The following is a 25,792-nucleotide window of genomic DNA, read 5'->3' as shown; positions in this document are numbered from 1 at the left end:
GCGTTCATAGGAGCAGCTCCTGGTGATCGACGAGCGGGTTGAGCCAGGACGAGGGCGGGCCCAGGGGCTCGTGGCCGTCGGCGACGTGCCGGTCGGCGAGCGCGATGAGGTAACGGATCGCGGTCAGCCGCGCCTGGGCCGTCGAGAGCCCGAGCGGCGCGAGCGCGCGCCCCGACTGGGCCAGGCATGCCTTGGCGGCCTGGTCGGGCGGCATGCGGCGCAGCGCTCGCTGGAACAGGTGGTGGACGGCGTCGAAGCCGGGCGGCACGCCGACCTCGTAGCGTTCCCAGTCCCACACGTGGAGGCGGCCGTCGCCGGTGGGCGCGATGTTCCATGGCGACAGGTCGCCGTGCCAGGCGGGTCCCGCGGGGCCGCCGGTGGCCGCGATCTCCTCGACGGCCGCCGTCAGCAGCGCGGGCGCGACGCGGGCCCGCCGTACGGGGAGGGCGGAGATGACGAGGACGGCGAGCCCGTTCCACATCCCGTGGTAGAGCACGACCGGCGGCACGACGGTCTTCAGCGGCAGGTCGGCGAGCTTCTTCAGCGCGGCGGCCTCGTTGGTGATGAGCTCGCGGGACCTGGGCGTGTCGCCGATCTTCGCGAAGGCCATCAGCGAACCGCCGGAGTGGAGTTCGAGGATGGGCTTGCGGTTGGCTCTGCGGGCGGGCCGTACGTGGAGGACCGCGCGGACGGGGGCGCCGAACACCTCGCCCAGGTGGCTCTCGATCGAGCCCTCCACGGGCAGCATGACCTTCGGCCCGAGGGGCGCGTGCCACCAGCGGCGCGGGCGCAGCCGCCGGGGGAGCAGGGCGTGCGGCAGCAGGCTGTAGGCGTGCGGCGCGCCTGGCCCCGGGTACAGCAGGCGGATGGTCTGGCCGAGATAACGCAGCCTGATGCGGGCGTCACGCATATGTGTTCCTCCACAGGAGGGCGAAGGAGATGAGATAGAGGATGAGCGGCGTGACCAGGCCGTCGTAGACGAACATGTAGAGCAGCACGAGGATCATCACCAGCACGCCCGCCAGGCCGATGGGGCTGCGGTCGGGCCAGTGGCGGCGGATCGCGCCGAGGAAGAAGGCGACGTAGAGCGCGGCGCCCACGAAACCCTGCGTGATGATCAGGTGCCAGAGCTGGCCGTCGCTGCCCAAGGGCGGGTGTCCGCACTCCCGGCACCAGTCGGTCTTGCCCGTGGTGATCGTGCGGTGGTTGCCCGTGGCGTTGCGGGTGTTGCCGTAGCCGATGAACGGCGAGCCCGCGGCCGCCTGGATGGTGGCGGCCACGGTGAAGGCCCTGATGTCGTTGCTGTGGGGGTTGTCCAGGCGCTGGACGACCAGGTCGGCCAGCGGGCTGGCGGCGAACACCACGGCGCCGAGCGCGCCGGCCGCGCAGATCGCCCAGCGGGTGCGCCCGCCGACCCTGACCACGAGGTAGAGCGCGGCCAGGCCGAGGCCGATCCACAGGCCTCTGTTGAGCGAGTAGACGACGGGTACGGCCGCCGCCGCGACGACCATGACGGTCACGGCCTTCCTGCGCGGCCCGCCGTACACCCACCAGCCGACCACGAACCAGATGAGCAGCACCGACAGGTTGCTGCCCCAGGCGTTGGCCCATTCGAAGGGCGCCTCGGGCCGCGGCGAGGCGTGGCCGAGCACCCTCTGCATCTGGGCGGCGGTGGGGTGGATCAGGTTCTGGACGAAGTCGTTGCCGCCGATCCAGCGCGGCAGGACGTGTTCGATCGGGGAGGTGAAGGCGAACGAGGGGAACAGCACGCCGAGCAGGCCGCCCGCCACGGTGGTGACGAACAGCACGCCGAGCATCCTGACCAGGCGCAGCTGCGGGAGCTCCCGCTCGGTGAGGTTGCCGAGGTAGAGCACCATGATCAGGAGCGAGACGTAGAGCGCGAGGCGCATGAGGTAGCCGATGATCCGGCCCGCGCCGAACTCGCCGTAGGTGTCCTGTGGCATCTCGGTCAGCATCAGCGCGCTGAGCAGGTAGCCGGCCAGCAGGAGCGCCCACAGGCCCAGGCCGCGCGGCAGCGTGATCGGCCGCCTTCGCCACAGGACGCACGCCATGGGGAAGGCCAGGACGATCACCGCGAGGCCCCCGAAGCCGAGCGCCCACCACACGGGATAGCCGACCAGCAGGGCCGCGATCGGCCACGCTGCCCGGCTGTCTGGGCGGGGGTCCCGCACCGTCACGTGTCGGACACCTGGGGGATCGGGGACGTCTCCGCCGATTCGGTCTTGCGCCCTGGCGGACCGTCCGCGCCGCCGTTCGCGAGGATGTCGCCGGTGGCGGGGCTGATCTTCCGCTGGGGCCGCCGCGCGGGGGCGGAGCCGGGGGCGGGGACGAGCGGCGTGGGCAGGCCGGCGGTGAGCTTCGAGGGTGCCGGCTTCTGTGGGGCGGCGGGCGCCGTGCCCGTGACGGTGACCGCCCCGATGACGGGCACCGAGTGCCGCTCCAGCCGTCGTACGGCGAGCGCCACGTCGTCCGCTCGAGCCGCGCCGAGCCCGACCAGCAGCAGCGCCCCGTCGGCCCTGGCCAGATCGCCGACGTCGGAGCCGGTGAGCACGGTGACGGGCGCGGCGGCCGACAGCGGCCGCGTGACCGCCGTGGAGCCGAGCGTCGACGGCACCGGGCGCAGCAGCAGCCGCGGCCCAGGGCACGTGGCCACCACGGAGGCGGCCAGCTCGTGCAGCGCCAGGGAGTCGGCCGGTCCCGACAGGTCGGCGAGGACGGGCAGCCCGGTCAGCCGTTCGACGTCGCCTGCCGTACGCAGTCGTCTGTCGAGCAGGTCGCGCGCGTAGGCGGCGGCCGCGCCCGACAGCAGCCCGAGCATCAGGCCGCTGCCGAGGTAGAGCGGGAGGCTGGGCGAGCTGGGCGCGGTCGGCTCGGCCGCCTGGCTGATGACGTAGCCGGGCGTCACCGCGACGGTCTTCAGCGAGTCGTACTTCATCGTGAGGCTGTAGACCTGCCTGGCCAGCACGTTCTGCCGCTGGGCCGCGATGGTGTGCGCGGCGCTGCCCTTGCGGAGCTCGGCCAGCTCGCCTACCACCTTGCCCAGGCTGGTGTTGACCTGCTTCAGCTTGGCGACCAGGGCCTTGAGCTGGGTGGCGAGCGCGGCCTGCGCGGTCTCGGTGCGCTGTTCGAGGTAGGCCTGGGCGTAGGCGCGCGACTGCGCGGCGGCGATGGCGGGGGTGTCGGCGGTGACCGCGATGGACAGCACGGAGGAGTTGGGCGGAACGGTCACCTGCGCCGGCGATGGGGTGGCCTTCAGCACCGCCGCCGCCTTGGCAGCCACGACCGTCGACTGGGCGATCTGGGCCTCGGTGTCGAGGTTGAGCGCCTCACGCTGCCTGCCCGTCACCTGGTTGGGCTGCTCCTGCACGCCGGTGGAGGCGACGAGGACCTGGGTCGTGGCGGTGTAGGCGGGCGGGGTGAGGCGCAGCAGCGCGAGTCCGCCGAGCAGCCCGGTGAGTAGACAGGCGAGGAACAGGGCCTTGCGCCTGCGTAGCAGTGAGACGTGCTCGGCCAGGTCCGCGCCGGAGGACATCAAGAGCAATCTCCCTGTAGTCGCTACGCGACTGTGAGTCACTGGGGTCACGTCACTATAGGGCGGACAGATATTTCCACGGTTGAATACTGAAGATTTTCTCCCGGCACCCCCGTTAAATATCGCGAATTACCGCGAAATGTCGGTGTTGGTGATCCGGGAAATTCGTGACCCCGCAGGTGGCAGGCGTGGCAGTGTGGACCGGCAACGCGGCGGGGGTTGACACGAATATCGAGGGGAGTGGAGACGACTTGCGTCTGAGAAAAGCAACGGCCCTGATTCTGCTCGCCGTACTGCCCGCCTGTTCCACGGCCTCGGGTACGGCCCGGCCGACGCAGGCGGACACCCAGGTCGAGGCGAGGATCAACGGCCTGCTGGGCATCACCGAGTCGCCGGCCTGCGAGGTCACGGCCAAGCTCATCCCGTCCTGCGGCGCGTGGTGGGGGATCGCGCCCGAGATCTTCACGGGGCTGCCGCCCGACACGGGGCTGGCCAACGCGGAGGAGCGGATGGGCCGCACCGCCGACATCCTGCACGTCTACCATCGAGGCAAGGAACTGTTCCCGACCGGCAGGGAGATCGCGCTCGCCCGCGATCCCGCCCACCCCAGGATGCTGCTGGTCAACTGGAAGCCGTCGTTCGACACCACCTGGGCCGCGATCGCCGACGGGGCGCTCGACCGGCGCATCGACCGGCTGGCCGACCACATCAGGGAGACCTTCCCCGAGCGGTTCTTCCTCACCGTCCACCACGAGCCTGAGGACGACGTCAGGCCGAACCCCGGCTCCGGCATGACGGCCCCGGACTACGCCGCGATGTTCCGCCACGTCGTGCAGCGGCTTCGCGAGAAGGGGGTCAAGAACGCGATCACGGTCATGACCTACATGGGCGCGCCCAACTGGGCCTCGCAGCCGTGGTTCGAGCAGCTCTACCCCGGCGACGACGTGGTCGACTGGGTGGCGATGGACCCCTACGCCGACGCCATGGTCCGCGACTTCGACGGGCTGGTGAACAAGACCCGCAAGGACTACCCGCGCTGGCCGGGCTTCTACCGATGGATGCAGTGGCGCTTCCCCGGCAAGCCCATCATGATCGCGGAGTGGGGCGTGTTCTCCCCTGACCGCAAGCGCGCCTTCTTCGAATCGGCGCGGGCGCAGGTCAGGCGCTATCCGCAGATCAAGGCGTTGGTCTACTTCGACTCTCCGCGCGCGCCGAGGGGCGACACCAGGTTCGACACCGATCCGGGGGCCGCGCGCGCCTTCACGGCACTCGCAAAGGATCCTCACTTCTCCGCGACGACCGTGCCGCGACCGTGAGGGCCGCGCCGCCGAGGACCGCGGCCGCGCCCACGATCCAGAGCATGGCCGTGTTGGGCACGTTCAGGAGTTTGAGCGCCGACGCGAGCAGCACCACGGCCAGCAGCGCCCTGATCGCCCCGCCCGGCGCCCACGCCGAGATCCGCGCGCCGAGGTAGACGCCGGGGATCGAGCCGATCAGCAGCGAGACCGTGAGGTCGAGCTGGAAGTCACCGAAGAACAGATGGCCGAGCGCCGCCGCGCCGACGAGGGGTACGGCCTGCACCAGGTCGGTGCCCACGAGCTGGTTGGCCTTGAGCGCGGGGTAGAGGGCCAGCAGCGCAACGATGATCAGTGATCCTGAGCCGACTGAGGAGACGCCGACCACCACACCGCCGACGATACCGACCAGTACAGTCGGAATAGGGCGCACGACGATGTCGCGGGCGCTCGACGAGCCTCCCTTGTCGCCGAGCCAGGTCTTCAGCACCAGGCCCGCGACGGCCAGGAGGAGCGCGACGCCCAGCGACACCTTCACGGCCTGCTGGACGGCCGCGCCGTCGCCGAACGCCCTGACCAGGAAGACCCCGCTGAAGGCGGCGGGCACCGAGCCCGCGCACAGCCAGCCGACCAGGCGCAGGTTGACGGTGCCCCTGCGCAGGTGGACCAGGCCGCCGACGGGCTTCATGACGGCCGAGGCGACCAGGTCGCTGGAGACCGCGGCCAGCGGAGGGACGTTGAAGAAGAGCATCATCATGGGCGTCATCAGCGCGCCGCCGCCCATGCCGGTCAGCCCGACGACGATCGCGACCAGGAACGACCCTGCCACCAGGGGGAAATCGATCAACGAACCCATCCTCCGCTTCGAAGCGTGTCGAGGACCCGCGAGACGGCGGCCCCGATCGAGATGTGCGTGGTGTCGATGACCAGGTCGGCGTCCTCCGGCTCCTCGTAAGGGTCGGAGATGCCGGTGAACTCGGGGATCTCGCCCGCGCGGGCCTTGGCGTACAGGCCCTTGCGGTCGCGGCGCTCGCACTCCTCCAACGGTGTGGAGACGTGCACGAGCAGGAAGTCGGCGCCGACGGACTCGACGAGCCCGCGTACCTCCTCGCGGGTGGTGGCATAGGGCGCGATGGGGGCGCAGATGGCCAGCCCGCCGTGCCGCGCGGCCTCGGCGGCGACGAAGCCGATGCGGCGGATGTTGAGGTCGCGGTCGGCCTTGGAGAAGGTCAGTCCCTTGGACAGCAGGTGGCGCACCACGTCGCCGTCGAGGTAGGTGACCGTGCGGGTGCCGAGCTCCAGCAGGGCGTCGCGCAGGCCGCGGGCGATGGTCGACTTGCCGGAACCCGACAGGCCGGTGAAGAACACCACGACGCCCCTGCGATGGGGCGGCCCGGGCAGCGTGACGGGCTCGGGGCCGGCCAGGTGCTCGGCCGCGCCGTAGGCGGCCGCGACGTGCTCGCGCAGCTCCAGGTCGATCTCCCGGTCCTCGCGAGGGGCGAGCGGCACCGAGACCACGATCGTGTCCTCGGGCAGCTTCTCGCGGGCCTTCAGCGCGGCTCTGACCACCGCGGGGCCGCCTTCGCCGTACGCCAGGGGGAGCAGCAGGACGATGCCTTCGAGCTCCTCGGCGACGGCCATGATCTCCTGGGTGCTGAGATCGTCGAGCGGGCCGCGCATGGTGACGGCCAGTGCGGGGCGGCCCGCCAGCTCCTCGCGCACCTCGGCGGGAAGGCGGCGCAGCCTGGCGAAGGGACCGTGCTCGGCCGCGCCGAGCGCCTCGACAGGACCGGACACCAGGTCGTCGTGCCCCGTCTCCGCCACCGTGAGGACGGCGAGCGCCACCCCCTCGGGGTCGAGCAGCGTGACCGTGTCGCCCTGCTTGGCCTCGGGGACGCGCAGCGTCACCGGCGCGGGCCACGGCCTGCCGTCGGCGAGGGTGCCGTGCTCTTCGACCTCGTGGAGGTCGTCATGGCCGAGGAAGCCGGTCAGGGGGTGGAAGGCGCCGGAGAGCAGCAACTCAAGGTCGGCGAGCTCGCGCGGGTCGGGGGTCCACTGGAGGTTCGCCGTCATCGCTCCACATTTCCGATCGACTTAGTCGGATATACCTTACCCCGTCATATCAACCGGGCGAAATGATTCTGGGGCTTCCTAATGACCATCGTCACCTCGTCGTAGGAAGAGGTGAACCTTCCGCGCGACAGCTTGTCGACCAGGCGCACGATCGCCGAGCCGATGCCTGCCATGGCGGGGCCGCTGGTCGAGGACACGTCGTCACTGACCATCAAGCCGCGCATGAGGCAGAAGGCGTGCATGCCCTCGCGGGAGGAGACCGGCTCGTAGACGGCGGGCAGCGGGCACATGCTCTCGCGCTTCGACAGGCGCGACCACAGCAGGCGGCGGACCCACCCGGGGGTGAGCCTGTCGCACAGGCCGTAGGCGGTGGACCTGTCGCGCATGCGCAGCAACAGGAGACCGCCTGGGCGCAGGCCGTTGAGCAGCCGGTCGAGGACGAGCTCCGCGTGGTGGATGCGCTCGACGAGGAAGGTCACCTGGATGGCGTCGAACGAGCGCGGAGGGACGGGGACCGAGCGGAGGTCGCCGAGCGACCACGAGTCGAGGTCGGCTCGCTCGGTCATGAGCGCCCTGATGGCGGGCAGGTCCTCGTCGATGCCGATGATCCTGGCGTCGATCGTGTCGAGGGAGGGTGGCGGGTCGTGGGCACACCCGGCGACGAGCAGGTCGAGCCTGCGCCCCAGTTGCTCGGTCCACTGCTCGCGGATCCGCTGCTCGAAGAGGTCGCCTCTGGCGACCGACCACACGTCAGCCATATCACACAGAGTAATCACACAATCGCGAGCCGTTAGGGATTTCCTGCCCGTTCCTGGGTTTCCCTTCAAGCGGGCGCTCTTCTTGGAACTCCGGCGGGCGTCCTCAGGGTGGGCCGCGAACGGACCGGAGGCGGCGGCTCTCCGGGAGACGCCGCCCGGCGTCCTCGGCTTTGGGTGGGAAGGCGGGCCTGTGGTGGAAGTAGTCTGGTCGGACAGACCCCCGCGACCTCACTCGGCCGGGGGTAGTCGTGTTGCCGTCGTGGGGCTTGAGGGCGTATCTGATGAGTCTGTCCGGACTGCTTGACCTTGTCTCCGCCGACCCGAAGCTGACAGCCGCCCTGAACAAGGGCGGCGACGCGTCGTTGATCGCGCCTGCTGCGCTGCGCCCTTTCGGGGTGGCCGCGCTGGCCGAGCACGACCAGCGCACCGTCCTGGCCGTCACCGCGACGGGCCGTGAGGCCGAGGACCTGGCCGCCGCGCTGACCAGCCTCATCGAGCCGGGCACCGTGGCCGTCTTCCCCACGTGGGAGACGCTGCCGCACGAGCGCCTGTCGCCGCGCAGCGACACGGTGGGGCAGCGGCTGGCCGTACTGAGGAGGCTGGCGCACCCGGTGCGGGGCGACGCGACGGCGGGGCCGCTGTCGGTCATCGTCGCGCCGATCCGCGCGCTGCTGCAGCCGATCGTGAAGGGCCTGGGCGACCTGGAGCCGATCCGCCTCAAGGCGGGCGACGACGTCGACCTGGACGACGTGGTCGCGCGGCTGATCCAGAACGGCTACGCCAGGGTCGACATGGTCGAGAAGCGCGGCGAGGTCGCCGTGCGCGGCGGCCTGCTCGACGTGTTCCCCCCGACGGAGGAGCACCCGCTGCGTCTGGAGTTTTGGGGCGACACGGTGGAGGAGATCCGCTGGTTCAAGGTCGCCGACCAGCGCTCGCTCGAGGCGGCCGACGACGGGTTGTTCGCGCCGCCGTGCCGCGAGCTGCTGCTGACCGACGAGGTCAGGGCCAGGGCGGCGGAGCTGGCCGTCGAGCACCCCTCGCTGGCCGAGGTGCTCGACCAACTGGCCGAGGGCATGCCGGTCGAGGGCATGGAGGCGTTCGCGCCCGTGCTCGCAGGCGAGATGGACCTGCTGATCGACCACCTGCCGTCGACGGCGGCGGTGTTCGTGTGCGATCCCGAGCGCATCAGGGGCAGGGCCGAGGAGCTCGTCAGGACCAGCCAGGAGTTCCTCGAAGCGTCGTGGATCAACGCGGCGGCCGGCGGCGAGGCGCCGATCGACCTCGACGCGGCGGCCTTCCGCACGCTGGAGGAGGTCCGCGAGCAGGCCGACTCGCTCGGCCTGCCGTGGTGGACGATGGCGCCCTTCGGCGAGGGCGTCGAGCTCGACGCGCAGGACAGCGAGTCCTACCGGGGCGACACCCAGAAGGCGCTGGCAGACATCAAGGGCTGGCTGGGCGAGGACAAGGCCGTCGTCCTGCTCAGTGAGGGCATGGGGTCGGCCGAGCGGATGGTCGAGCTGCTCAAGGGCGTGGACGTTCCCGCTCGCCTGTCGAGATATCTGGACAGGGCGCCCGAGCCGAAGGTGGTGCACGTCTCGACCGGGCTCATCGAGCACGGCTTCGTGACGTCGGGGCTCGCCGTACTGACCCATCTGGACCTGGTGGGGCAGAAGGCGAGCACCAAGGACATGCGCCGCCTGCCCAGCAGGCGGCGGAACATGGTCGACCCGCTGCAGCTCAAGGTCGGCGACCACGTGGTGCACGAGCAGCACGGCGTGGGCCGCTACATCGAGATGGTCCAGCGGACCGTGCAGGGCGCCACCCGCGAGTACCTGGTCATCGAGTACGCCAAGGGCGACCGCCTCTATGTGCCGACCGACCAGCTCGACGAGGTGACGCGCTACGTCGGCGGCGAGGCGCCCACGCTCAACAGGATGGGCGGCGCCGACTGGGCCAAGGCCAAGTCGAGGGCGAAGAAGGCCGTCAAGGAGATCGCCGGCGAGCTGATCCGCCTCTACAGCGCGCGGATGGCCAGCCCGGGCCACCCGTTCGCGCCCGACTCGCCGTGGCAGAGGGAGATGGAGGACGCCTTCCCCTACGCCGAGACGGGCGACCAGCTGGAGGCCATCGACGAGGTCAAGCGCGACATGGAGCGGCCCGTCCCGATGGACAGGCTGGTCTGCGGCGACGTCGGTTACGGCAAGACCGAGATCGCGGTGCGGGCGGCGTTCAAGGCGGTGCAGGACGGCAAGCAGGTCGCGGTGCTCGTGCCGACGACGCTGCTGGTGCAGCAGCACCTGTCGACGTTCAGCGAGCGCTTCTCCAGCTTCCCCGTGAGCGTCAAGCCCATCTCCCGCTTCCAGACCGACGGCGAGGTCAAGGCGACCCTCGAAGGGCTCAAGGCCGGCCAGGTCGACCTGGTGATCGGCACGCACAGGCTGCTCAGCCCCGAGGTCCGCTTCAAGGACCTCGGCCTGATCATCATCGACGAGGAGCAGCGCTTCGGCGTCGAGCACAAGGAGGCCATGAAGCACCTGCGCACGCAGGTCGACGTGCTGGCGATGTCGGCCACGCCGATCCCGCGCACGCTGGAGATGGGCCTGACGGGCATCCGCGAGATGTCGACGATCCTGACCCCGCCGGAGGAGCGGCACCCGATCCTGACCTTCGTCGGGCCGTACGACGAGAAGCAGCTCACCGCGGCGATCAGACGCGAGCTCATGCGCGACGGGCAGATCTTCTTCGTCCACAACAGGGTCGCCTCGATCAACAGGGTCTCCTCCAGGCTGAAGGAGCTGGTCCCCGAGGCGCGCATCGCGGTGGCGCACGGCCAGATGAACGAGCACCAGCTCGAGAAGATCATGGTCGGCTTCTGGGAGCGCGAGTACGACGTGCTCGTCTGCACCACGATCGTCGAGTCGGGCCTCGACGTGCCCAACGCCAACACGCTGATCGTGGACAGGGCGGACAACTACGGCCTGTCCCAGCTCCACCAGCTGCGCGGCCGCGTCGGCCGGGGGCGTGAGCGCGGCTACGCCTACTTCCTGTACCCGCCGGAGAAGCCGCTCACCGAGACCGCGCACGAGCGCCTCGCCACCATCTCCCAGCACACCGAGATGGGCGCGGGCATGTACGTCGCGATGAAGGACCTGGAGATCCGCGGCGCGGGCAACGTGCTCGGCGCCGAGCAGTCGGGATTCATCGCCGGAGTCGGCTTCGACCTGTACGTCAGGCTCATGGCGGAGGCGGTCCAGGAGCAGAAGGCCAAGCTGTCGGGCGTCGAGGTCGAGGAGGAGCACCAGGACGTCAAGGTCGAGCTGCCCATCAACGCGCACATCCCGCACGACTACGTCACCTCGGAGCGGCTGCGCCTGGAGGCGTACAAGCGGATCGCCGCCATCACCGCCGAGATCAACATCGACGAGGTGCGCGACGAGCTCACCGACCGGTACGGCAAGCCGCCCGTCGAGGTGGAGAACCTCCTGGCGGTCGCGCGCTTCCGGCTCAAGGCTCGCCTGGCGGGGTTGACGGACGTGACGCTCCAGGGCCAGAACATCAAGTTCGGCCCCGTGGTGCTGAAGGAGTCGCAGCAGGTCAGGCTGGACCGCCTCTACAAGAAGGCGATCTACAAGCAGGCCGCGGAGACGCTGCTCGTGCCCGCGCCGAAGACCAAGCCGCTGGGTGGGGTGCCGCTGCGCGACCTGGAACTGCTGAAATGGTGCTCCGACCTGGTCGAGGTCATGTTCCTCGAACCGGCGAGGGTAAAGTAACCGACGAGAAACGCGCGCCCGTACCGTCCACAATCGGCTCGGGCAGCGCGCTGGATCGCGAAGGGATCAAGGGTGAAGTCGATTCGAGTGGCCGTGGCCGTCGCCGCGCTGGGTGTCGCGGTGACCGCCTGTTCGTCGCCCGTGCAGGCCGGTTCCGCGGCCATCGTCGGCGACGAGCGCATCGCGGCCAGCGATCTGAACACGCACGTCAAGCAGCTCGAAGAGGCGCTTGCCAAGGCCAAGATCCCGCAGTCGCAGCTGCAGCTGCCCGTCACGCAGTACGCGCTGCTGCAGATGGTCAACGTCGAGCAGTTCAGGCAGCTGGCCGCCAGGGCGGGCACCAAGGTCACCGACGGCGAGATCGACCAGTTCATCGCCGCGCAGGGCGGCTTGGAGGCGCTGGAGCAGAAGACGCTCGTCCAGGGCGTCCCGCCGGCCTACACCCGCCAGTGGCTCGGCACCTCGATCGCCATCTCCAAGCTGATGCAGCAGTACGGCGGCGGCACCGACCAGGCCGCCCAGCAGCGCGGCCAGCAGAGGCTGATCCAGGAGGCCGCGGCCATCAAGATCACCTACAGCCCCCGCTACGGCACCTTCGACCCCAACAAGGGCTTCGTCGACGCGGGCCGCTTCGGCAAGCTGACCTCCGCCGCCCAGGGCTGAGATGCCGCTCGTCGTCGTCACCACCTCGCCGCGCGTCGCGCCAGGAGTGCTCAGCCACCAGGCGTGGCGGGCGCTGGCGTCGGGGCGGGTGCTGACCGCCTCCGAGGACCACCCGCAGCTGCCGTTCCTGGCGGAGGCGGGCATCGAGGTGGAGGTGGTCGTCCCCGACCACGCCGCCCTCGTACGGCAGGCCGTCGACGGCACGGTGGTCTGGCTGGCCACCGAGGACGAGCACTTCATGCGCGCCGTCGGCCACGCCGCTCTCGCGCTCGACGACCCGCCGGTGATCGAGGTCGTCCCCGGCTCCTACGACCTGCCTGGCGCCCGCGTCCTCGACCTGGTCGCGGTGATGGACAGGCTGCGCACCGAGTGCCCGTGGGACCGCAAGCAGACCCACTCCTCTCTCGTGCCCTACCTGATCGAGGAGGCCTACGAGGTCCAGGAGTCCGTCGAGCGGGGCGACTACTCCGCGCTGCGCGAGGAGCTCGGCGACGTGCTGCTGCAGGTCGCCTTCCATTCACGGGTGGCCGAGGGCTTCGACATCGACGACGTGGCCGACGCGATCGTCACCAAGCTGGTGCGGCGCCACCCCCACGTGTTCGGCAGCGTGATCGTCGAGAGCGCCGACGAGGTCAACGCCAACTGGGAGGCCATCAAGGCCACCGAGCGGGAGGGCAAGGACCTGTTCGACGGGGTGCCGATGGGCCAGCCTGCCCTTTCCCTCGCCGCGCAGCTGATCCGGAGGGCCGAGAGCGCGGGCGCGCCCGAGGGCCTGGCCCACGCCGTCGGCCAGGGCGTGGCCAGGGAGCTGTTCGACCTGGTACGGCGGGCGCAGCAGGCGGGGCTCGACGCCGAAGCCGAGCTGCGGGCCGCGGCCAGGACGTACCGCGATCGGGTGGAAGCCTGGGAGACCCGGTAGCGAACGGCCTTCCCTGATGCCAGGATCGTCCGGCATGGGGGAATTGAGGCGATTGCACGCTGGTGAGCCGCACGAGGTGGGCGATTATCGCCTGCTCGGCGGGATCGGCGACGGCGGTCAGGGTTCGGTGTTCCTGGGGGAGGGACCCGACGGCCGCAGGGTCGCGGTGAAGCTCCTGCACGCCAGGCTGCTCGGCGACCAGCACGCCACGCGCAGGTTCCTGCAGGAGGGCGCGACCGCCGCGCGGGTGGCCGCGTTCTCGACCGCCAAAGTGATCGAGACGGGTCTGATGGCGGGCAGGCCGTACATCGTCAGTGAGTACGTCGAGGGCCCTTCGCTGCAGGAACTGGTCGCGAAGGAGGGCCCACGCACCGACGGCGCGGTGGAGCGGCTGGCCGTCGGCACGGCGGCCGCGCTGGCCGCCATCCACCGGGCGGGCATCGTGCACCGCGACTTCAAGCCGAGCAACGTGCTCATCGGCCCCGACGGGCCCAGAGTGATCGACTTCGGCATCGCCAAGGCCATGGACGCGGGAACCACCGCCTCCAGCGTGGTCGGCACCCCCGGCTACATGTCGCCCGAGCAGATCGCGGGACATCCGGCCGGCCCCGCCTCCGACATGTTCGCGTGGGCGACCACCATGGCCTTCGCCGCCACCGGCAAGGCCCTGTTCGCCGGGGAGTCGATCCCCGCGGTGATGCACCGCATCCTCACCGCGCAGCCTGACCTGCGCGGGATCGGGGAGCCGCTGCGCTCGCTGCTGGCCGCGTGCCTGGACAAGGAGCCGGGCGCTCGCCCCTCGGCCGACGACGTGCTGCAGTCCCTCCTGGACGGCTCCACAGCCGACGACGCCTTCCACGCCAAGGCCGCGGCCGCCGCCCGCGGCGCCTCTCGCCGACCGTCGCACAGGGCTCGGCACACGGCCCCGGCACGACGGCGCCGCCCGGTCGTGGTGGCAGGCGTGGGCGTGGCACTGGTCGGGGGACTGGCCCTGGGCCTCGTATGGCAGGGCCAGAGAGGGTCCTCGGGCCCGGTGGTCACGAGCACCGCCGGCAGCCCGTCCTCCGCGCCCGCCCCTGCCTTCGGCAGACAGGTGGGGGCGGCGTTCGGCAAGGGAGTGGTGGAGGCGGTGGCCGTCGGCGAGAGCAACGGGTCGGCCGTCGTGGCCGCCGTCGACTCGTCGACGGCCTTGCTGAGCGTGTGGGACCCGGTCAAGGGCCGGATGCTGGCCCGGGTCCCGCAGCGCGTCCGCGGCGTCGACTCGCTGGCCTTCGCCGCCATGGGCGATGGGCAGGCGCTGGTGTGGGGGGCCGACGACGGCACGGTGCGCTGGTGGTACCCCGGCGGCTCCGCGCCCGTGCAGTCGATTCCCGTCTGCAAGGGAACGCCGCACTTCGCCGTCGTCCCGAGGCCGGAGGGCGCCGCGGTCGTGGTGGGCTGCCCGGAGGGCGGGGTGCAGGCATGGGATCTGGCGACGCGCAAGAGGACGGGCTCGTTCTACTCAGGAGCGGCGGTCGAGAGCGTGTCCACGGTGGGGGACGGCGAGAGCGTGTTCATCAACACCGTCAAGGGCCGCGTCATCCGCTGGCGGCCGTGGTCGGCGTTGAAGCCGGAGTTCCGCGACCAGAAGGGCGCGGTCGCCGTCCATGCCACCGAGCAGGGGAGGCTGGCCGTACAGCTGCGCGTAGGCGTGGACGTCGTCGACTTCGACGGCGTAGGCCCGACCTGCCAGGTCAGCCAGTCCACTGCCCACCTGACGAGCAGCGGGGACAAGCTCATCGGCGCGGGCGCCGGGGTGCGCGTGTGGGACCTCCGGACCTGCGAGCCCGTCGCCACCGTGATGGGCTCGGGCAAGGTGAGCGCCGTCGCCACGGGCACGGTCGGCGGCAAGCCCGTCGTGGTGGCGGGCGTCAACGGAGACGGCATGAGGATGTGGAGCCTCGATGGCGTACCAGCTGGCAAGGGTCGATAGGCTTTCATGGCAAACCGCCCTTCGACTCTAGGAGCGCCTGACGTGGCTTCCATCGAGGCCGTTTCCGCCCGCGAGATCCTCGACTCCCGGGGCAACCCGACGGTCGAGGTCGAGGTCCTCCTCGACGACAACAGCACAGGCCGCGCAGCGGTCCCCAGCGGCGCCTCCACCGGCGCGTTCGAGGCCGTGGAGCTCCGCGACGGCGACGAGCGCTACGGCGGCAAGGGCGTCGAGAAGGCCGTGCTAGGTGTCACCGACGAGATCGCCGACGAGATCCTCGGCATCGACGCCGACGAGCAGCGCATCATCGACCAGATCATGATCGATCTGGACGCCACGCCCAACAAGGCCAAGCTGGGCGCCAACGCCATCCTCGGGGTGTCGCTGGCCGTGGCCAAGGCCGCGGCCGACAGCGCCGACCTGCCGCTGTTCCGCTACGTCGGCGGCCCCAACGCGCACGTGCTGCCCGTCCCGATGATGAACATCCTCAACGGCGGTGCCCACGCAGACACCAACGTGGACATCCAGGAGTTCATGATCGCGCCGATCGGCGCCGAGACGTTCCGCGAGGCCGTCCGCGTCGGCACCGAGGTCTACCACGCGCTCAAGGGCGTGCTGAAGGAGAAGGGCTACGCCACCGGCCTGGGCGACGAGGGCGGCTTCGCCCCCAACCTGCCCTCCAACCGTGACGCCCTCGACCTGATCCTGGTCGCCATCGAGCGCGCGGGCTACACGCCCGGCGAGGACGTGGCGCTCGCGCTCGACGTGGCCGCCTCCGAGTTCCACAAGGACGGCGTCTACACCATCGACGGCAAGGGCCTGTCGGCCGACGAGCTCATCGCCTTCTACGCCGACCTGGTCGAGTCCTACCCGCTGGTCTCCATCGAGGACCCGCTCGACGAGAGCGACTGGGAAGGCTGGAACAAGATCACCAAGGCGCTCGGCGACAAGGTCCAGTTGGTCGGCGACGACCTGTTCGTGACCAACCCCGAGCGGCTGGCCCGCGGCATCGCCGAGGGCACCGCCAACGCGCTGCTGGTCAAGGTCAACCAGATCGGCACGCTGACCGAGACGCTCGACGCGGTCGACCTGGCCCACCGCAACGGCTACCGCTGCATGATGAGCCACCGTTCGGGCGAGACCGAGGACACCACGATCGCCGACCTGGCCGTGGCGACCAACTGCGGTCAGATCAAGACGGGCGCACCCGCCCGGTCCGACCGGGTGGCCAAGTACAACCAGCTGCTCCGCATCGAGGAAATCCTCGACGACGCCGCGCGTTACGCGGGTCGCGCGGCTTTCCCGCGGTTCCGGCGCTAGTTTCGAGTACGGCCCGGCGCCAGGTCTCGGGCACCTTTCCGAGACCGACCCGCCGGGCTCGCCCGGACGGGCTTCCCTGGCATCGGGTGTTCGGGCCGCTCCGTGGGGCTCCTCCGGGCGAGACGGCCGACCGGTGCCGACCACCGGCCGACCGTCAACCGGCCAACCGTCAACCGGCCGACCGTCGGACGGGAGATCACCGGCAGACGTCAACCGGGCGATCACCGGCAGACCGTCGGACGGACGGCGACGAGGTGACCGTCAGGCGTGCGATCACCGGCAGACTGTCAGCCGGGGTGACCATCGATCGACCGTCGGACGGCTGGCCATGAGGTGACCGTCGGACGGGCGGCCACCAAGTGACCGTCCGGCGTCGGGGGCGAGCCGAATGCCGGCGACACGGGCCGGGGCCTGCCGTCGGCGGCCCGACGCGAGGGTCTGACTACTCGCGGTGGAGCGGCGGCCGTGGGCCGGGAGGCTCGCAGGGGAGGCGGTCACGACCCTGGGTAGGGGAAGCGGCGGAGTGAGGCGGAGGGAGCACAGGTGGCGAAGCGACCGCAGTTGACGGGACGGGCCGCGATCCTCGCGGTGGTGGTGTGCGCTATCGCCATGAGCCTGGCCTACCCCGTGCGCGAATACGTCGCCCAGCGCCGCGCGATCGCCCAGCTGGAGGCCGAGAAGGCCAAGGAGCAGGAGGAGCAGCGCGTGCTGGCCGAGCGCAAGAGGCAGCTCGAGGATCCCAACTACATCAAGCGCGAAGCCAGGCGCAGGCTCCACTACTGCGGCGCGGGCGAGAAGTGCTACATGGTCGCCGACAGCCGGCCGAAGCAGACCCAGGCGGGCGCGCGGCAGCAGGCCGCGATCACGCCGCCCTGGTACCAGACGCTGTGGGAGTCGGTCGAGGCGGCCGACACGGGCAAGGGCGTCAAGGCCTCTGCCACGGCCACGGCCGAGGAGAAGAAGGACGATGGAAAGCCATGACATCGAGGCGGTCGAGCAGCAGCTCGGACGCCCGCCGCGGGGCCTGCGCAGGGTCGCGCACCGCTGCCCCTGCGGCAACCCCGACGTGGTCGAGACGGCGCCGCGGCTGCCCGACGGCACCCCGTTTCCCACGCTCTACTACCTGACCTGCCCCAAGGCCGCCTCCGCGATCGGCACCCTCGAAGGTTCGGGGCTGATGAAGGAGATGCAGGCCAGGCTGGCCGACGACGCCGAGCTGGCCGCCGCCTACCAGGCCGCGCACGACGACTACATCGCCAGGCGTGACAAGGCCGCCGCGGAGGAGGGCATGGAGCCGCTGCCGCGTGACATGCAGAGCACGGGCGGCATGCCGTACCGGGTGAAGTGCCTGCACGCGCTGGTCGCGCACGAACTGGCGGTGAAAGGCGGCAACCCGTTCGGCGCGGAGGCGCTGGAGGCGTTGCCCGATTGGTGGGCCGACGGTCCCTGTGTGCGGGTGGAGGACGAGCAGTGACAGTCAAGCGTGTGGCGGCCGTCGACTGCGGCACCAACTCCGTCCGCCTGCTGATCGCCGACATCTCGTGCGGCGAGCTCACCGACGTCGAACGGCGCATGGAGATCGTCAGGCTGGGCCAGGGCGTCGACAGGACGGGACGGCTCGCGCCGGAGGCGCTGGAGCGCACGTTCACCGCCATGCGCGACTACCGCAAGCTGATCGAGCAGCACGGCGCGACCGCCACCAGGGTCGTGGCGACGAGCGCGACGCGTGACGCGGACAACCGCCAGGAGTTCGTCGACGGGGTGCGCGAGATCTTCGGCGTGGAGCCGGAGGTGGTCTCGGGCGCCGAGGAGGCCGAGCTGTCCTTCACCGGCGCGACGAAGGGGTTGCTGCACCTGTCACTGGAGACGGGGGTGCCGGACGGTCCGCTGCCGCCGTACCTGGTGGTCGACATCGGGGGCGGCTCCACGGAGTTCGTCGTCGGCACCGACCACGTGCTGGGCGCGCTGTCGGTCGACATCGGGTGCGTGCGGCTGACCGAGCGTCACCTTCGTGACGCGGGCGACCCGCCCTCGGCCGAGGCGCTCGAGCGGGTGGTCGCCGACATCGAGGCCGCGCTCGACAGGATCGAGTCGGAGGTCCCGGTACGGCAGGCGCGCACGCTCGTCGGCCTCGCGGGTTCTGTCACGACGGTGGCGGGGATCGCGCTCGGTCTGCCCGCTTACGATCCGGAGCGGATTCATCACGCGATTCTCTCCGCCGAAGAGGTTCATAACGTGACGCGCAGACTTGTCGCCATGACGCATGGTGAGCGCGCCGCAGTTCCCGTGATGCATCCAGGACGAGTCGATGTGATTGGGGCGGGGGCCCTGATTCTGGACCGCATCGTGAGGCGTTTCGCGTTTCCGCAGGTCGTTGTCAGCGAACACGACATTCTGGACGGAATCGCCTGGTCCATCTCATAAAATTTCCGGGATTTCGGACATTCACCCCCTTTGGGGCGTGTTGAGAGTGCATTCTGTTCTGTGATTAGGTAAAGGAGCTTTACGGGGGCTTTGCCATATGGTTCGGCACGGGGTGTGCCGGCGTGGCGACCGTTCCCGAGCGCACCTTTTCCCTCACGGAATGGAGCACTCTCACATGAAGTCCTCAGGACTGGCTCGCAGAGTGGCCGCCTTCGGCGCCACGACTGCGGTGCTGGCCGCCATGGTCGCGGGGCTGGCCGCCGCTCCCGCACAGGCGGCGACCACGGCCAAGGCCGGCACGCTCTCCACGGCTGCCGGGGCCACCAAGGCCAAGCCGCTCGCGGTTTCGGTCACGACGCCCAAGGCGTCTGTCCGTGACTACGAGGGCTCGTGCCCGGTGAACGTCAAGTTCTCCGCGCAGATCAAGGTCAAGCTCAAGGGCAAGACCACGGTCGCGTGGCGTTGGCTGCACGGCAATGGGTCCAAGGGCAAGGTCCAGACCAAGAAGGTCGCGGGCAACGGGGTCAAGACGATCAACGTGTCCCAGGCCATCAAGTTCACGGACAACGTCAAGGGTTGGGAGGCCGTCGAGGTCCTCGGCCCGAAGCACGCGACGTCGAAGAAGGTCCACTTCTCGGTCACGTGTGGTGACAACGGCAACAACGACAACGATGGCCTGCACGAGGCCGACTACGACGACGTGACCGCCCGCGCATGGGCGTCCCCGAGCACGTACGTCGGTCCGTGTACTCCCGGCGACAAGATCGACTTCACCGGTGTGATCAGCGTGGACACCCCGCGTTGGGTGCACTACCGCTGGATCCTCAACGGTGACGTCGTCGACCGGGGCAAGGTCAAGGTCTGGAACTCGCGGAAGGTCGGCTTCGGCTTCTCCCCGCGTTCCAGCCACCGTGGCTGGGCGGTCCTCGAGACCCTCGGCCGTGGCGCGACCGAGTCCAACCGCGCTGGCTACAAGGTCTGGTGCAAGGATGACGGTGGCCACAACGAGACCAAGGTCTCGGTGTCCACTCCCACCACCGGCACCAACCACAACACCTGCGCGGTCGGCGCCAACGCGACCATCTCCTCGACCGGCCGTGGCCGCGTCGAGTACGTGTGGTCCGTGAACGGCAAGGCCGTCGCGACCGGCGACACCTACTTCGGTGACGCCGGCAGCAAGTCGGTCTCGCTGTCGGAGCAGGCGCTGAGCGGTGAGGCCACCAAGGGCGGCACCGTGTCGATCTCCATCTCGGGCCCGAACAACCGCGACTCGGCTTCCCAGTCGTACGCGGCTTGCCAGAAGCCCGAGCCTGGTGCGACCTCGGTCAAGGTCAGCGTCTCCGCCGTGCACGACCAGAGCACCTGCAAGGACGGCAAGGGCTCGACGATCAACGCCACCGCGACCGTGACGGTCAACGGTGCCGCGAAGAACGTCCTCGTCCAGCTGCGGAGCGAGGTGGGCGGCTTCAGCAAGGACGTCACCCTCGACTTCGACAAGGCGGGCAGCCAGACCGTGTCCTACAGCCTCCCGGCTGCGGGCACCAACGGCATCCACGCCAAGGCGACCCTCGCGGGTGGCGCGTCTGACGCCAGCCTGGCCACGTACGGCGACCACTGCCCTGCGCCGGCTCCGGTTGCCAACAGCTAGAAGACGAGAAGGCACCTGCGGGTGTCTGATCGGCTGAACTGAGACCGGGCGGTGCCTTCGCCGGCGCCGCCCGGTTTTCTGTTGCTGCTACTGCGCATTGCACAGTAGTGTGCATCGCGTGGATAGCAGCCAGCTCCTCAAGGGCGTGCTCGACCTCGCCGTCTTGGCGGTCCTCGACGAACGCGACAGCTACGGCTACGACGTCGTCAGGCGGCTGAGAGAAGCAGGGCTGGAGGACGTGGGCGACGCGTCCGTCTACGGCACGCTGCGACGCCTGTTCAAGTCGGGCGCGCTGACCTCGTACGTGGTGGCCTCCGACGAGGGGCCGCACCGCAAGTACTACGGCTTGAACGACGTCGGCAGGGCCCAGCTCGCCGCCTCGGCCACGACCTGGACCTCCTTCGCCGCCACCATGGCCGACCTGCTCAAGGAGAGGCACCACTGATGACACCGGAACAGTACGCGCAGGCCGTACGAGAGACTCTCGCCGGCCATCCCAACAGCGAAGAACTGCTGGAAGACCTCGATGACCACCTGGCGGAGGTGGCGTCGGAATCGGAGGTGCCGCTCGAGGTGCGCCTGGGGCCGCCCGAGGCGTACGCGGCCGAGCTGGCCGCCGCCTATGGCGGCAGGACCGGCGAGCGGCGAAGGAGGTTCGACCTGAGGGCGACGGGAGCCTCTCTGGCCGGACATCCGGCCGTGGCCCGCCTGACGGGCCTGTTCCCCGAGCTGCGGCCAGGGTGGTGGGTGCTGCGCGGCTACGTCCTGGCCATGCTGCTGATCTCAGTAGCGGACAGGCCGCAGTTGGTGCCCGACGCGTTGGGCGAATTCGCCCTGGTCGCTTTCGCCATCTGGCTGTCGTACACGCTCGGCAGGGCGAGGAGGGGCCGATGGGTGACGATCGCCTCGGCGCTCGCCTCCGGCATCGGTGTGCTCGCCCTGCTCGCCGGTTTCGCCGCCGCGGAGGAGAGGAGCTTCGAGCCGGCGATCGCTTACCAGGAGCCGGTGATGATGAACCCTGTCTCCACCCTCGGCGACGTCATCAACATCAGGCCGTACTCCAAGGACGGGACGCCGCTGAGCGACGTCTACCTCTACGACCAGGACGGCAGGCCGGTCACCACGAGCTTCGAGGACTCCGGCTACGTCGTGGACCGCGGATGCGGCGAGCCCGTGCTCAACCGCTACCCGCTGCCCCTGGTCCAGTACGAGGAGACCGTGGACGACACCGGCACCGCCTTCGCGCCCACCAAGGCTCCTTCGGCCTGCGCGGCGCCGTCCGCCTCGCCCGGCCCCCTGCCGTCCGCCACGGCCGCTCCCCTGCCATCCGCCACGAGGAGTCCCTCTCCCACGAAGAGATCTGAGTAGCCACGGAACCACGTCGAAGACGGTCCACGACGAGGCGCGGTTCGGCGAGGACTCGCGCGGCCTGTGCGACGGCTCCGCGCGGACGGCCGAGGCCCCTTGCTCCGTCGCCCGCACCTGATCGGGCACTATCGGTGCCATGAGCTTCGTACCTCCCGGCACCGGCTGGCCTGACGATCCCGCGGCTCCCGGCACCCCCGTGGCGCGCTCGCCCGAGGAGGTGAGGGAGCTCGCGGCCGCCAGCGGTACCCTCGCCGAGCTGACGGCCCGCGAGTCGGTCTGCGGGGCCTGCCCCCGGCTCGTGGAGTGGCGGGAGGACGTCGCGGAGGTGAAGCGCAAGGCCTTCGCCCAGGAGACGTACTGGGGGCGGCCCGTCCCCGGCTGGGGGGAGGAGAAGCCGCGTGTGCTGATCGTGGGGCTGGCGCCCGCCGCGCACGGCGGCAACAGGACAGGGCGCATCTTCACCGGCGACCGCAGCGGCGACTGGCTGTTCGCCTCGCTGTACCGCACGGGGCTGGCCGTACAGGAGACCAGCGTGCGGGCGGGCGACGGGCAGCGCCTCGTCGACGCGCGCGTGTTGGCGGCCGTGCGCTGCGCGCCGCCCGCCAACAAGCCGCTGCCCGAGGAGAGGGCCGCCTGCTACCCGTGGCTCCAGCGCGAGCTCGCGCTGGTCGCCGACAGGGTGCGGGTGGTGGTGGCGCTCGGCGGCTACGCCTGGCAGGCCGTCTGGCCGGCGCTCAAGGAGACGGGGTACGGCATGCCGCGCACCAGGCCGCCGTTCGGCCACGGCGTCGAGGTCCCGCTGTCGTACGGCGGCGCGGAGGTGACGCTGCTCGGCTGCTACCACCCCAGCCAGCAGAACACCTTCACCGGCAGGGTCACCGCCCCCATGCTCGACGCCGTCTTCGCCAGGGCCTCCGAGCTGGCTGGAGAGGGGCCCGAGAACTGAGGCGGCGAAATGTGGGGAGATTCACTCGGGAATGCCATGGCCACCCACGAGGTTCCACGGATATGCTTGTGAAAGATTTCACAAGCGTGAACTCGAGGATGGGACCCCGTGGTGAACAAGCACATCGTGATCGTCGGCGGCGGATACGTCGGCATGTACACCGCCCTGCGGCTGCAGCGCAAGCTCGGTAAGGAGCTGCGCGACGGCAGCGTGCACATCACCGTCATCGACCCCAACTCCTACATGACCTACCAGCCCTTCCTGCCCGAGGCCGCCGCGGGCAACCTGTCGCCGCGGCACGTCGTGGCCCCGCTGCGCAGGGTGCTGCCCAAGGCCGAGATCCTCAACGGCGTGGTCACCAAGGTCAACCACGCCGGCAAGGTGATCACCTTCGCTCCCAGCGAGGGCGCGCCGAGGGACATCTCCTACGACCTGCTGGTGATGGCCGCCGGTTCGATCTCGAGGACCCTCCCGATCCCGGGGCTCACCGACATCGGCATCGGCTTCAAGACAGTCGGCGAGGCCATCGCCCTGCGCAACAGGGTGCTGCACCAGCTCGACGTGGCCGAGTCGACCGAGGACCCCGAGGTCCGCAGGCGGGCGCTCACCTTCGTGGTCGTCGGCGCAGGGTTCGCGGGCGTCGAGGCGCTGGCCGAGCTCGAGGACATGGCCAAGGACTCCACCCGTTACTACCGCAACATCACCCCGGCTGACGTGCGCTGGGTGCTCGTCGAGGCGACCAACAGGGTGCTGCCCGAGGTCGGCCCCGAGATGGGCAAGTGGACGCTGGAGCAGCTGCGCGAGCGCGGCATCGAGGTCAAGCTGGAGACGCGCCTCGAGTCGGCCACCGGCGGGCACGTGGTGCTGTCGGACGGCACCGAGTTCGACGCCGAGACCCTCGTCTGGACCGCGGGCGTCAAGCCCAGCCCTGTCGTGACCGAGGGCGACCTGCCGATCGACGAGCGCGGCAGGGTCAAGACGACCACCAAGCTGACCGTCGCGGGGACGAAGGACGCCTTCGCCGCCGGTGACGCCGCGGGCGTGCCCGACGTCACCAACCCCGGCCAGTACTGCGCGCCCAACGCCCAGCACGCCGTACGGCAGGCGAAGGTGCTGGCCGACAACATCGTCCGCTCGCTCCGCGGACAGCAACTGGTCGAATACCGCCACAAGTACGTCGGATCGGTCGCCGGGCTGGGGCTCCACCAGGGCGTGGCGAACGTCTACGGCATCAAGCTTCGCGGATTGGCTGCATGGTTCATGCACCGCACCTACCATCTGTCCCGGGTACCGACGCTGAACCGCAAGGTCCGCGTCGTCGCGGACTGGACCCTGGCGCTGTTCTTCAAGCGGGAGACCGTGTCTCTCGGCGAGATGGAGCACCCGCGCGACGGGTTCAGGGCGGCGGTCGCGAGCAACCGCCGTCGCTAACGCTTCGGAACCCTCCTTCCCGCACGATGAGAAGGGGGAGATCCAGGGGTGGGGCTCTCTGCGGTGACCGTGCTCGGCGTCGACCGGCCTGGCGTTATTGCCGAGGTGACGGGATCGCTCGCCGACTGCGGCGTCAACATCCAGGACTCGACCATGACGCTGCTCGGCGGGCACGTCGCGATGATGCTTCTCGTCGCGGGCGAGCTGACCGCCGAGCAGCTGCGTGAGAAGGTGTGCGTTCCCGACGTCGTGATCAGCGCGGCGGCCGTCGACGCGCGCCGACACTTCAGCCGCCCCGGCATCGGCCTCGGCTACGTGCTCACCCTGCACGGCCCGGACAAGCCGGGGATCATCTCCGCCGTCGCGGGCGTGCTGGCCTCGGTCGGCGGCAACATCACGGGCATGAGCACCAGGCTGAGCGGCCGCCTCTACGTGCTCATCGCCGACGTCGACCTGCCCGCCTCGGTCGACGTGGCCGATCTCATGCGCAGGCTGGCCGTCGTCGGGGCCCGTCTCGGCTCGGAGATCACCTTCCGGCCCGGCGAGCCGGATCTGCTGTGAGCGGGGTACCGCGCGAGGTCCTCCGCGCTCCTCATCCCGTGCTGTCCACGGCCGCCGAGCTCGTGGACCCCACGGACCCCTTCGTCGTCTCCGCCGCCGCCGACCTGCTGACGACCCTGCGCGAGATCGGCAAGCCCTCGGGCCTGTCCGCGCCCCAGATCGGGCTGAGCTGGCGGCTGATCGCCGTGAACGCCAGCCTCCACCCGCGCAGCAGGTCGAGCGCGGGCGCGTTGACGCTGGTCAATCCGCGTCTGGCCGAGGCGTCTGACTGGCGTCACGGCAGGGAGGGCTGCTTCTCCGTGCCCGGTCTGCTCGGCGAGGTCCCCAGGGCCGCCAGGATCACGGTGTACGGCGAGCTGCCCAGGACGGGCGAATCCATCACGATCCAGGCCGATGCCTTTGAAGCCCGGTGCATCCAGCATCAACTGGATCATCTGGACGGGCTGCTCTTCCTGGACAGAGTGTCCGGAGCGCGGGCACTTCACCACAGATCTCACTCTTGTTACGCCTGATACAAAGTTGTGCTCCTCGTGAGCATGGTCCGTTTCGTATGATTGCGGCGCCCCCGTGGCCCAATGGCAGAGGCAAACCCCTTAAAAGGGTTGACGTGCGGGTTCGAATCCCGCCGGGGGCACCGCTTATTTATATCTATTTTATGGCTCTGACCTGGCGTTTCTCCTTGACGTCCGGACCAGCTGTCAGGGAGCTGCGACGCTGCGTGTTCAGAGGGCCTCCCGGGTCGTGGGGGCTCGGGCAAAGGGCTTGACAACGGGCCTTTCCTCTGGTCGCTCCGGCGCCTTTATCCGGGTGCTCCGAAAACGGTTTTCCGACCCGGAAAAAGCGGGGCGAGGCGCCTGGTCAAGGCGGTGGGTGAGAATGTGAAGTAAACCACTCTCTCACCATCACAAATAGGACAAATCGGGCAATTAGGTAATTTCGGGCACCCGATCCGAGCGAGGTCCTTGATCGCCGGCCCGTGCCGGCCGAGAGTCGGGTGGCGACGACGGGAACTGGCGTGAAGCCTCGTTCGTTGGGATCGCTGCGGAAGTCTCGAATGTACATAGATCCCGGCGTGACTTGGCCCGTGTGAC

At 70.0% G+C, this 25,792-nt stretch carries 22 protein-coding genes and 1 tRNA gene; 17 read left to right on the top strand and 6 right to left on the bottom strand.

Going from position 1 to position 25,792, the window contains the following annotated elements:
• Positions 1-4: 4 nt before the first annotated feature.
• From AB0B45_RS40135 to AB0B45_RS40125, 3 genes are read right to left on the bottom strand one after another with little or no spacing between them, the layout of a single operon-like run.
• Positions 5-910 (bottom strand): hypothetical protein, encoded by a 906-nt coding sequence (locus AB0B45_RS40135; RefSeq protein ID WP_358142234.1) that lies wholly within the window; start codon positions 908-910, stop codon positions 5-7.
• Positions 903-2,198, bottom strand: a complete 1,296-nt coding sequence (locus AB0B45_RS40130; protein WP_358142232.1) for a hypothetical protein — start codon at positions 2,196-2,198, stop codon at positions 903-905. Before AB0B45_RS40130 ends, AB0B45_RS40135 begins: the two co-directional genes overlap by 8 nt.
• Entirely contained in the window at positions 2,195-3,553 is a 1,359-nt protein-coding gene (locus AB0B45_RS40125; RefSeq protein ID WP_358142229.1) for a Wzz/FepE/Etk N-terminal domain-containing protein, read from the bottom strand. The genes AB0B45_RS40130 and AB0B45_RS40125 overlap by 4 nt, the downstream gene beginning before the upstream one ends.
• 251 nt (positions 3,554-3,804) lie before the next feature.
• Between AB0B45_RS40125 and AB0B45_RS40120 the strand changes: the two genes are divergently transcribed.
• On the top strand, positions 3,805-4,869 hold the full coding sequence (locus AB0B45_RS40120; protein WP_358142227.1) for a hypothetical protein: 1,065 nt from the start codon (positions 3,805-3,807) through the stop codon (positions 4,867-4,869).
• Here the strand turns inward: AB0B45_RS40120 and AB0B45_RS40115 are convergent.
• The 3 genes from AB0B45_RS40115 to AB0B45_RS40105 are packed head-to-tail and all read right to left on the bottom strand — an operon-like array spanning position 4,814 to position 7,679.
• Positions 4,814-5,704 (bottom strand): sulfite exporter TauE/SafE family protein, encoded by an 891-nt coding sequence (locus AB0B45_RS40115; protein WP_358142225.1) that lies wholly within the window; start codon positions 5,702-5,704, stop codon positions 4,814-4,816. The genes AB0B45_RS40120 and AB0B45_RS40115 overlap by 56 nt on opposite strands.
• Positions 5,692-6,921: an adenylyl-sulfate kinase gene (cysC, locus tag AB0B45_RS40110; protein ID WP_358142222.1), complete on the bottom strand. Its 1,230-nt coding sequence runs from the start codon at positions 6,919-6,921 to the stop codon at positions 5,692-5,694. Before cysC ends, AB0B45_RS40115 begins: the two co-directional genes overlap by 13 nt.
• Before the next feature lie 44 nt (positions 6,922-6,965).
• The gene (locus tag AB0B45_RS40105; protein ID WP_358142219.1) at positions 6,966-7,679 is read right to left on the bottom strand and encodes a methyltransferase domain-containing protein; all 714 of its coding nucleotides are present in this window, start codon (positions 7,677-7,679) and stop codon (positions 6,966-6,968) included.
• A gap of 281 nt (positions 7,680-7,960) precedes the next feature.
• Between AB0B45_RS40105 and mfd the strand changes: the two genes are divergently transcribed.
• The 16 genes from mfd to AB0B45_RS40025 all read left to right on the top strand — a co-directional run bounded on the left by mfd (position 7,961) and on the right by AB0B45_RS40025 (position 25,335).
• On the top strand, positions 7,961-11,449 hold the full coding sequence (gene mfd, locus AB0B45_RS40100; RefSeq protein ID WP_358142216.1) for a transcription-repair coupling factor: 3,489 nt from the start codon (positions 7,961-7,963) through the stop codon (positions 11,447-11,449).
• 72 nt (positions 11,450-11,521) lie between these two features.
• Positions 11,522-12,112 (top strand): SurA N-terminal domain-containing protein, encoded by a 591-nt coding sequence (locus AB0B45_RS40095; protein WP_358142214.1) that lies wholly within the window; start codon positions 11,522-11,524, stop codon positions 12,110-12,112.
• A 1-nt stretch (position 12,113) separates the two neighbouring features.
• Positions 12,114-13,031, top strand: coding sequence for a MazG family protein (locus AB0B45_RS40090; protein WP_358142211.1), 918 nt, complete (start codon positions 12,114-12,116; stop codon positions 13,029-13,031).
• A 76-nt stretch (positions 13,032-13,107) separates the two neighbouring features.
• Complete coding sequence (locus AB0B45_RS40085) at positions 13,108-15,003, top strand: serine/threonine-protein kinase (protein WP_358142208.1); 1,896 nt, start codon at positions 13,108-13,110, stop codon at positions 15,001-15,003.
• 42 nt (positions 15,004-15,045) lie between these two features.
• Entirely contained in the window at positions 15,046-16,323 is a 1,278-nt protein-coding gene (gene eno, locus AB0B45_RS40080) for a phosphopyruvate hydratase (protein WP_358142205.1), read from the top strand.
• Between the two features lie 543 nt (positions 16,324-16,866).
• The gene (locus AB0B45_RS40075) at positions 16,867-17,304 is read left to right on the top strand and encodes a septum formation initiator family protein (protein WP_358142202.1); all 438 of its coding nucleotides are present in this window, start codon (positions 16,867-16,869) and stop codon (positions 17,302-17,304) included.
• On the top strand, positions 17,291-17,797 hold the full coding sequence (locus AB0B45_RS40070) for a DUF501 domain-containing protein (protein ID WP_358142199.1): 507 nt from the start codon (positions 17,291-17,293) through the stop codon (positions 17,795-17,797). The genes AB0B45_RS40075 and AB0B45_RS40070 overlap by 14 nt, the downstream gene beginning before the upstream one ends.
• Positions 17,794-18,747: a Ppx/GppA phosphatase family protein gene (locus tag AB0B45_RS40065; protein ID WP_358142196.1), complete on the top strand. Its 954-nt coding sequence runs from the start codon at positions 17,794-17,796 to the stop codon at positions 18,745-18,747. Before AB0B45_RS40070 ends, AB0B45_RS40065 begins: the two co-directional genes overlap by 4 nt.
• 175 nt (positions 18,748-18,922) lie before the next feature.
• Positions 18,923-20,395 (top strand): hypothetical protein, encoded by a 1,473-nt coding sequence (locus AB0B45_RS40060; protein ID WP_358142193.1) that lies wholly within the window; start codon positions 18,923-18,925, stop codon positions 20,393-20,395.
• A 118-nt stretch (positions 20,396-20,513) separates the two neighbouring features.
• Complete coding sequence (locus AB0B45_RS40055) at positions 20,514-20,840, top strand: PadR family transcriptional regulator (protein ID WP_358142190.1); 327 nt, start codon at positions 20,514-20,516, stop codon at positions 20,838-20,840.
• Complete coding sequence (locus AB0B45_RS40050) at positions 20,840-21,763, top strand: hypothetical protein (protein WP_358142187.1); 924 nt, start codon at positions 20,840-20,842, stop codon at positions 21,761-21,763. Before AB0B45_RS40055 ends, AB0B45_RS40050 begins: the two co-directional genes overlap by 1 nt.
• Before the next feature lie 136 nt (positions 21,764-21,899).
• The gene (locus AB0B45_RS40045; protein ID WP_358142183.1) at positions 21,900-22,709 is read left to right on the top strand and encodes a uracil-DNA glycosylase; all 810 of its coding nucleotides are present in this window, start codon (positions 21,900-21,902) and stop codon (positions 22,707-22,709) included.
• Positions 22,710-22,820: 111 nt separating this feature from the next.
• Entirely contained in the window at positions 22,821-24,140 is a 1,320-nt protein-coding gene (locus tag AB0B45_RS40040; protein WP_358142180.1) for an NAD(P)/FAD-dependent oxidoreductase, read from the top strand.
• 48 nt (positions 24,141-24,188) lie between these two features.
• Entirely contained in the window at positions 24,189-24,701 is a 513-nt protein-coding gene (locus tag AB0B45_RS40035) for an ACT domain-containing protein (RefSeq protein WP_358142177.1), read from the top strand.
• Entirely contained in the window at positions 24,698-25,213 is a 516-nt protein-coding gene (locus tag AB0B45_RS40030) for a peptide deformylase (protein WP_358142174.1), read from the top strand. The genes AB0B45_RS40035 and AB0B45_RS40030 overlap by 4 nt, the downstream gene beginning before the upstream one ends.
• 49 nt (positions 25,214-25,262) lie before the next feature.
• Positions 25,263-25,335 (top strand) — tRNA-Leu (locus AB0B45_RS40025).
• Positions 25,336-25,792 lie beyond the last annotated feature (457 nt).

The sequence above is a fragment of the Nonomuraea sp. NPDC049152 genome (assembly GCF_040648355.1).
In the GTDB taxonomy this organism is placed as follows: domain Bacteria; phylum Actinomycetota; class Actinomycetes; order Streptosporangiales; family Streptosporangiaceae; genus Nonomuraea.
The sequence above is the reverse complement of the archived record's forward strand: the minus strand, read 5'-3'. Positions and strand labels throughout refer to the sequence as shown.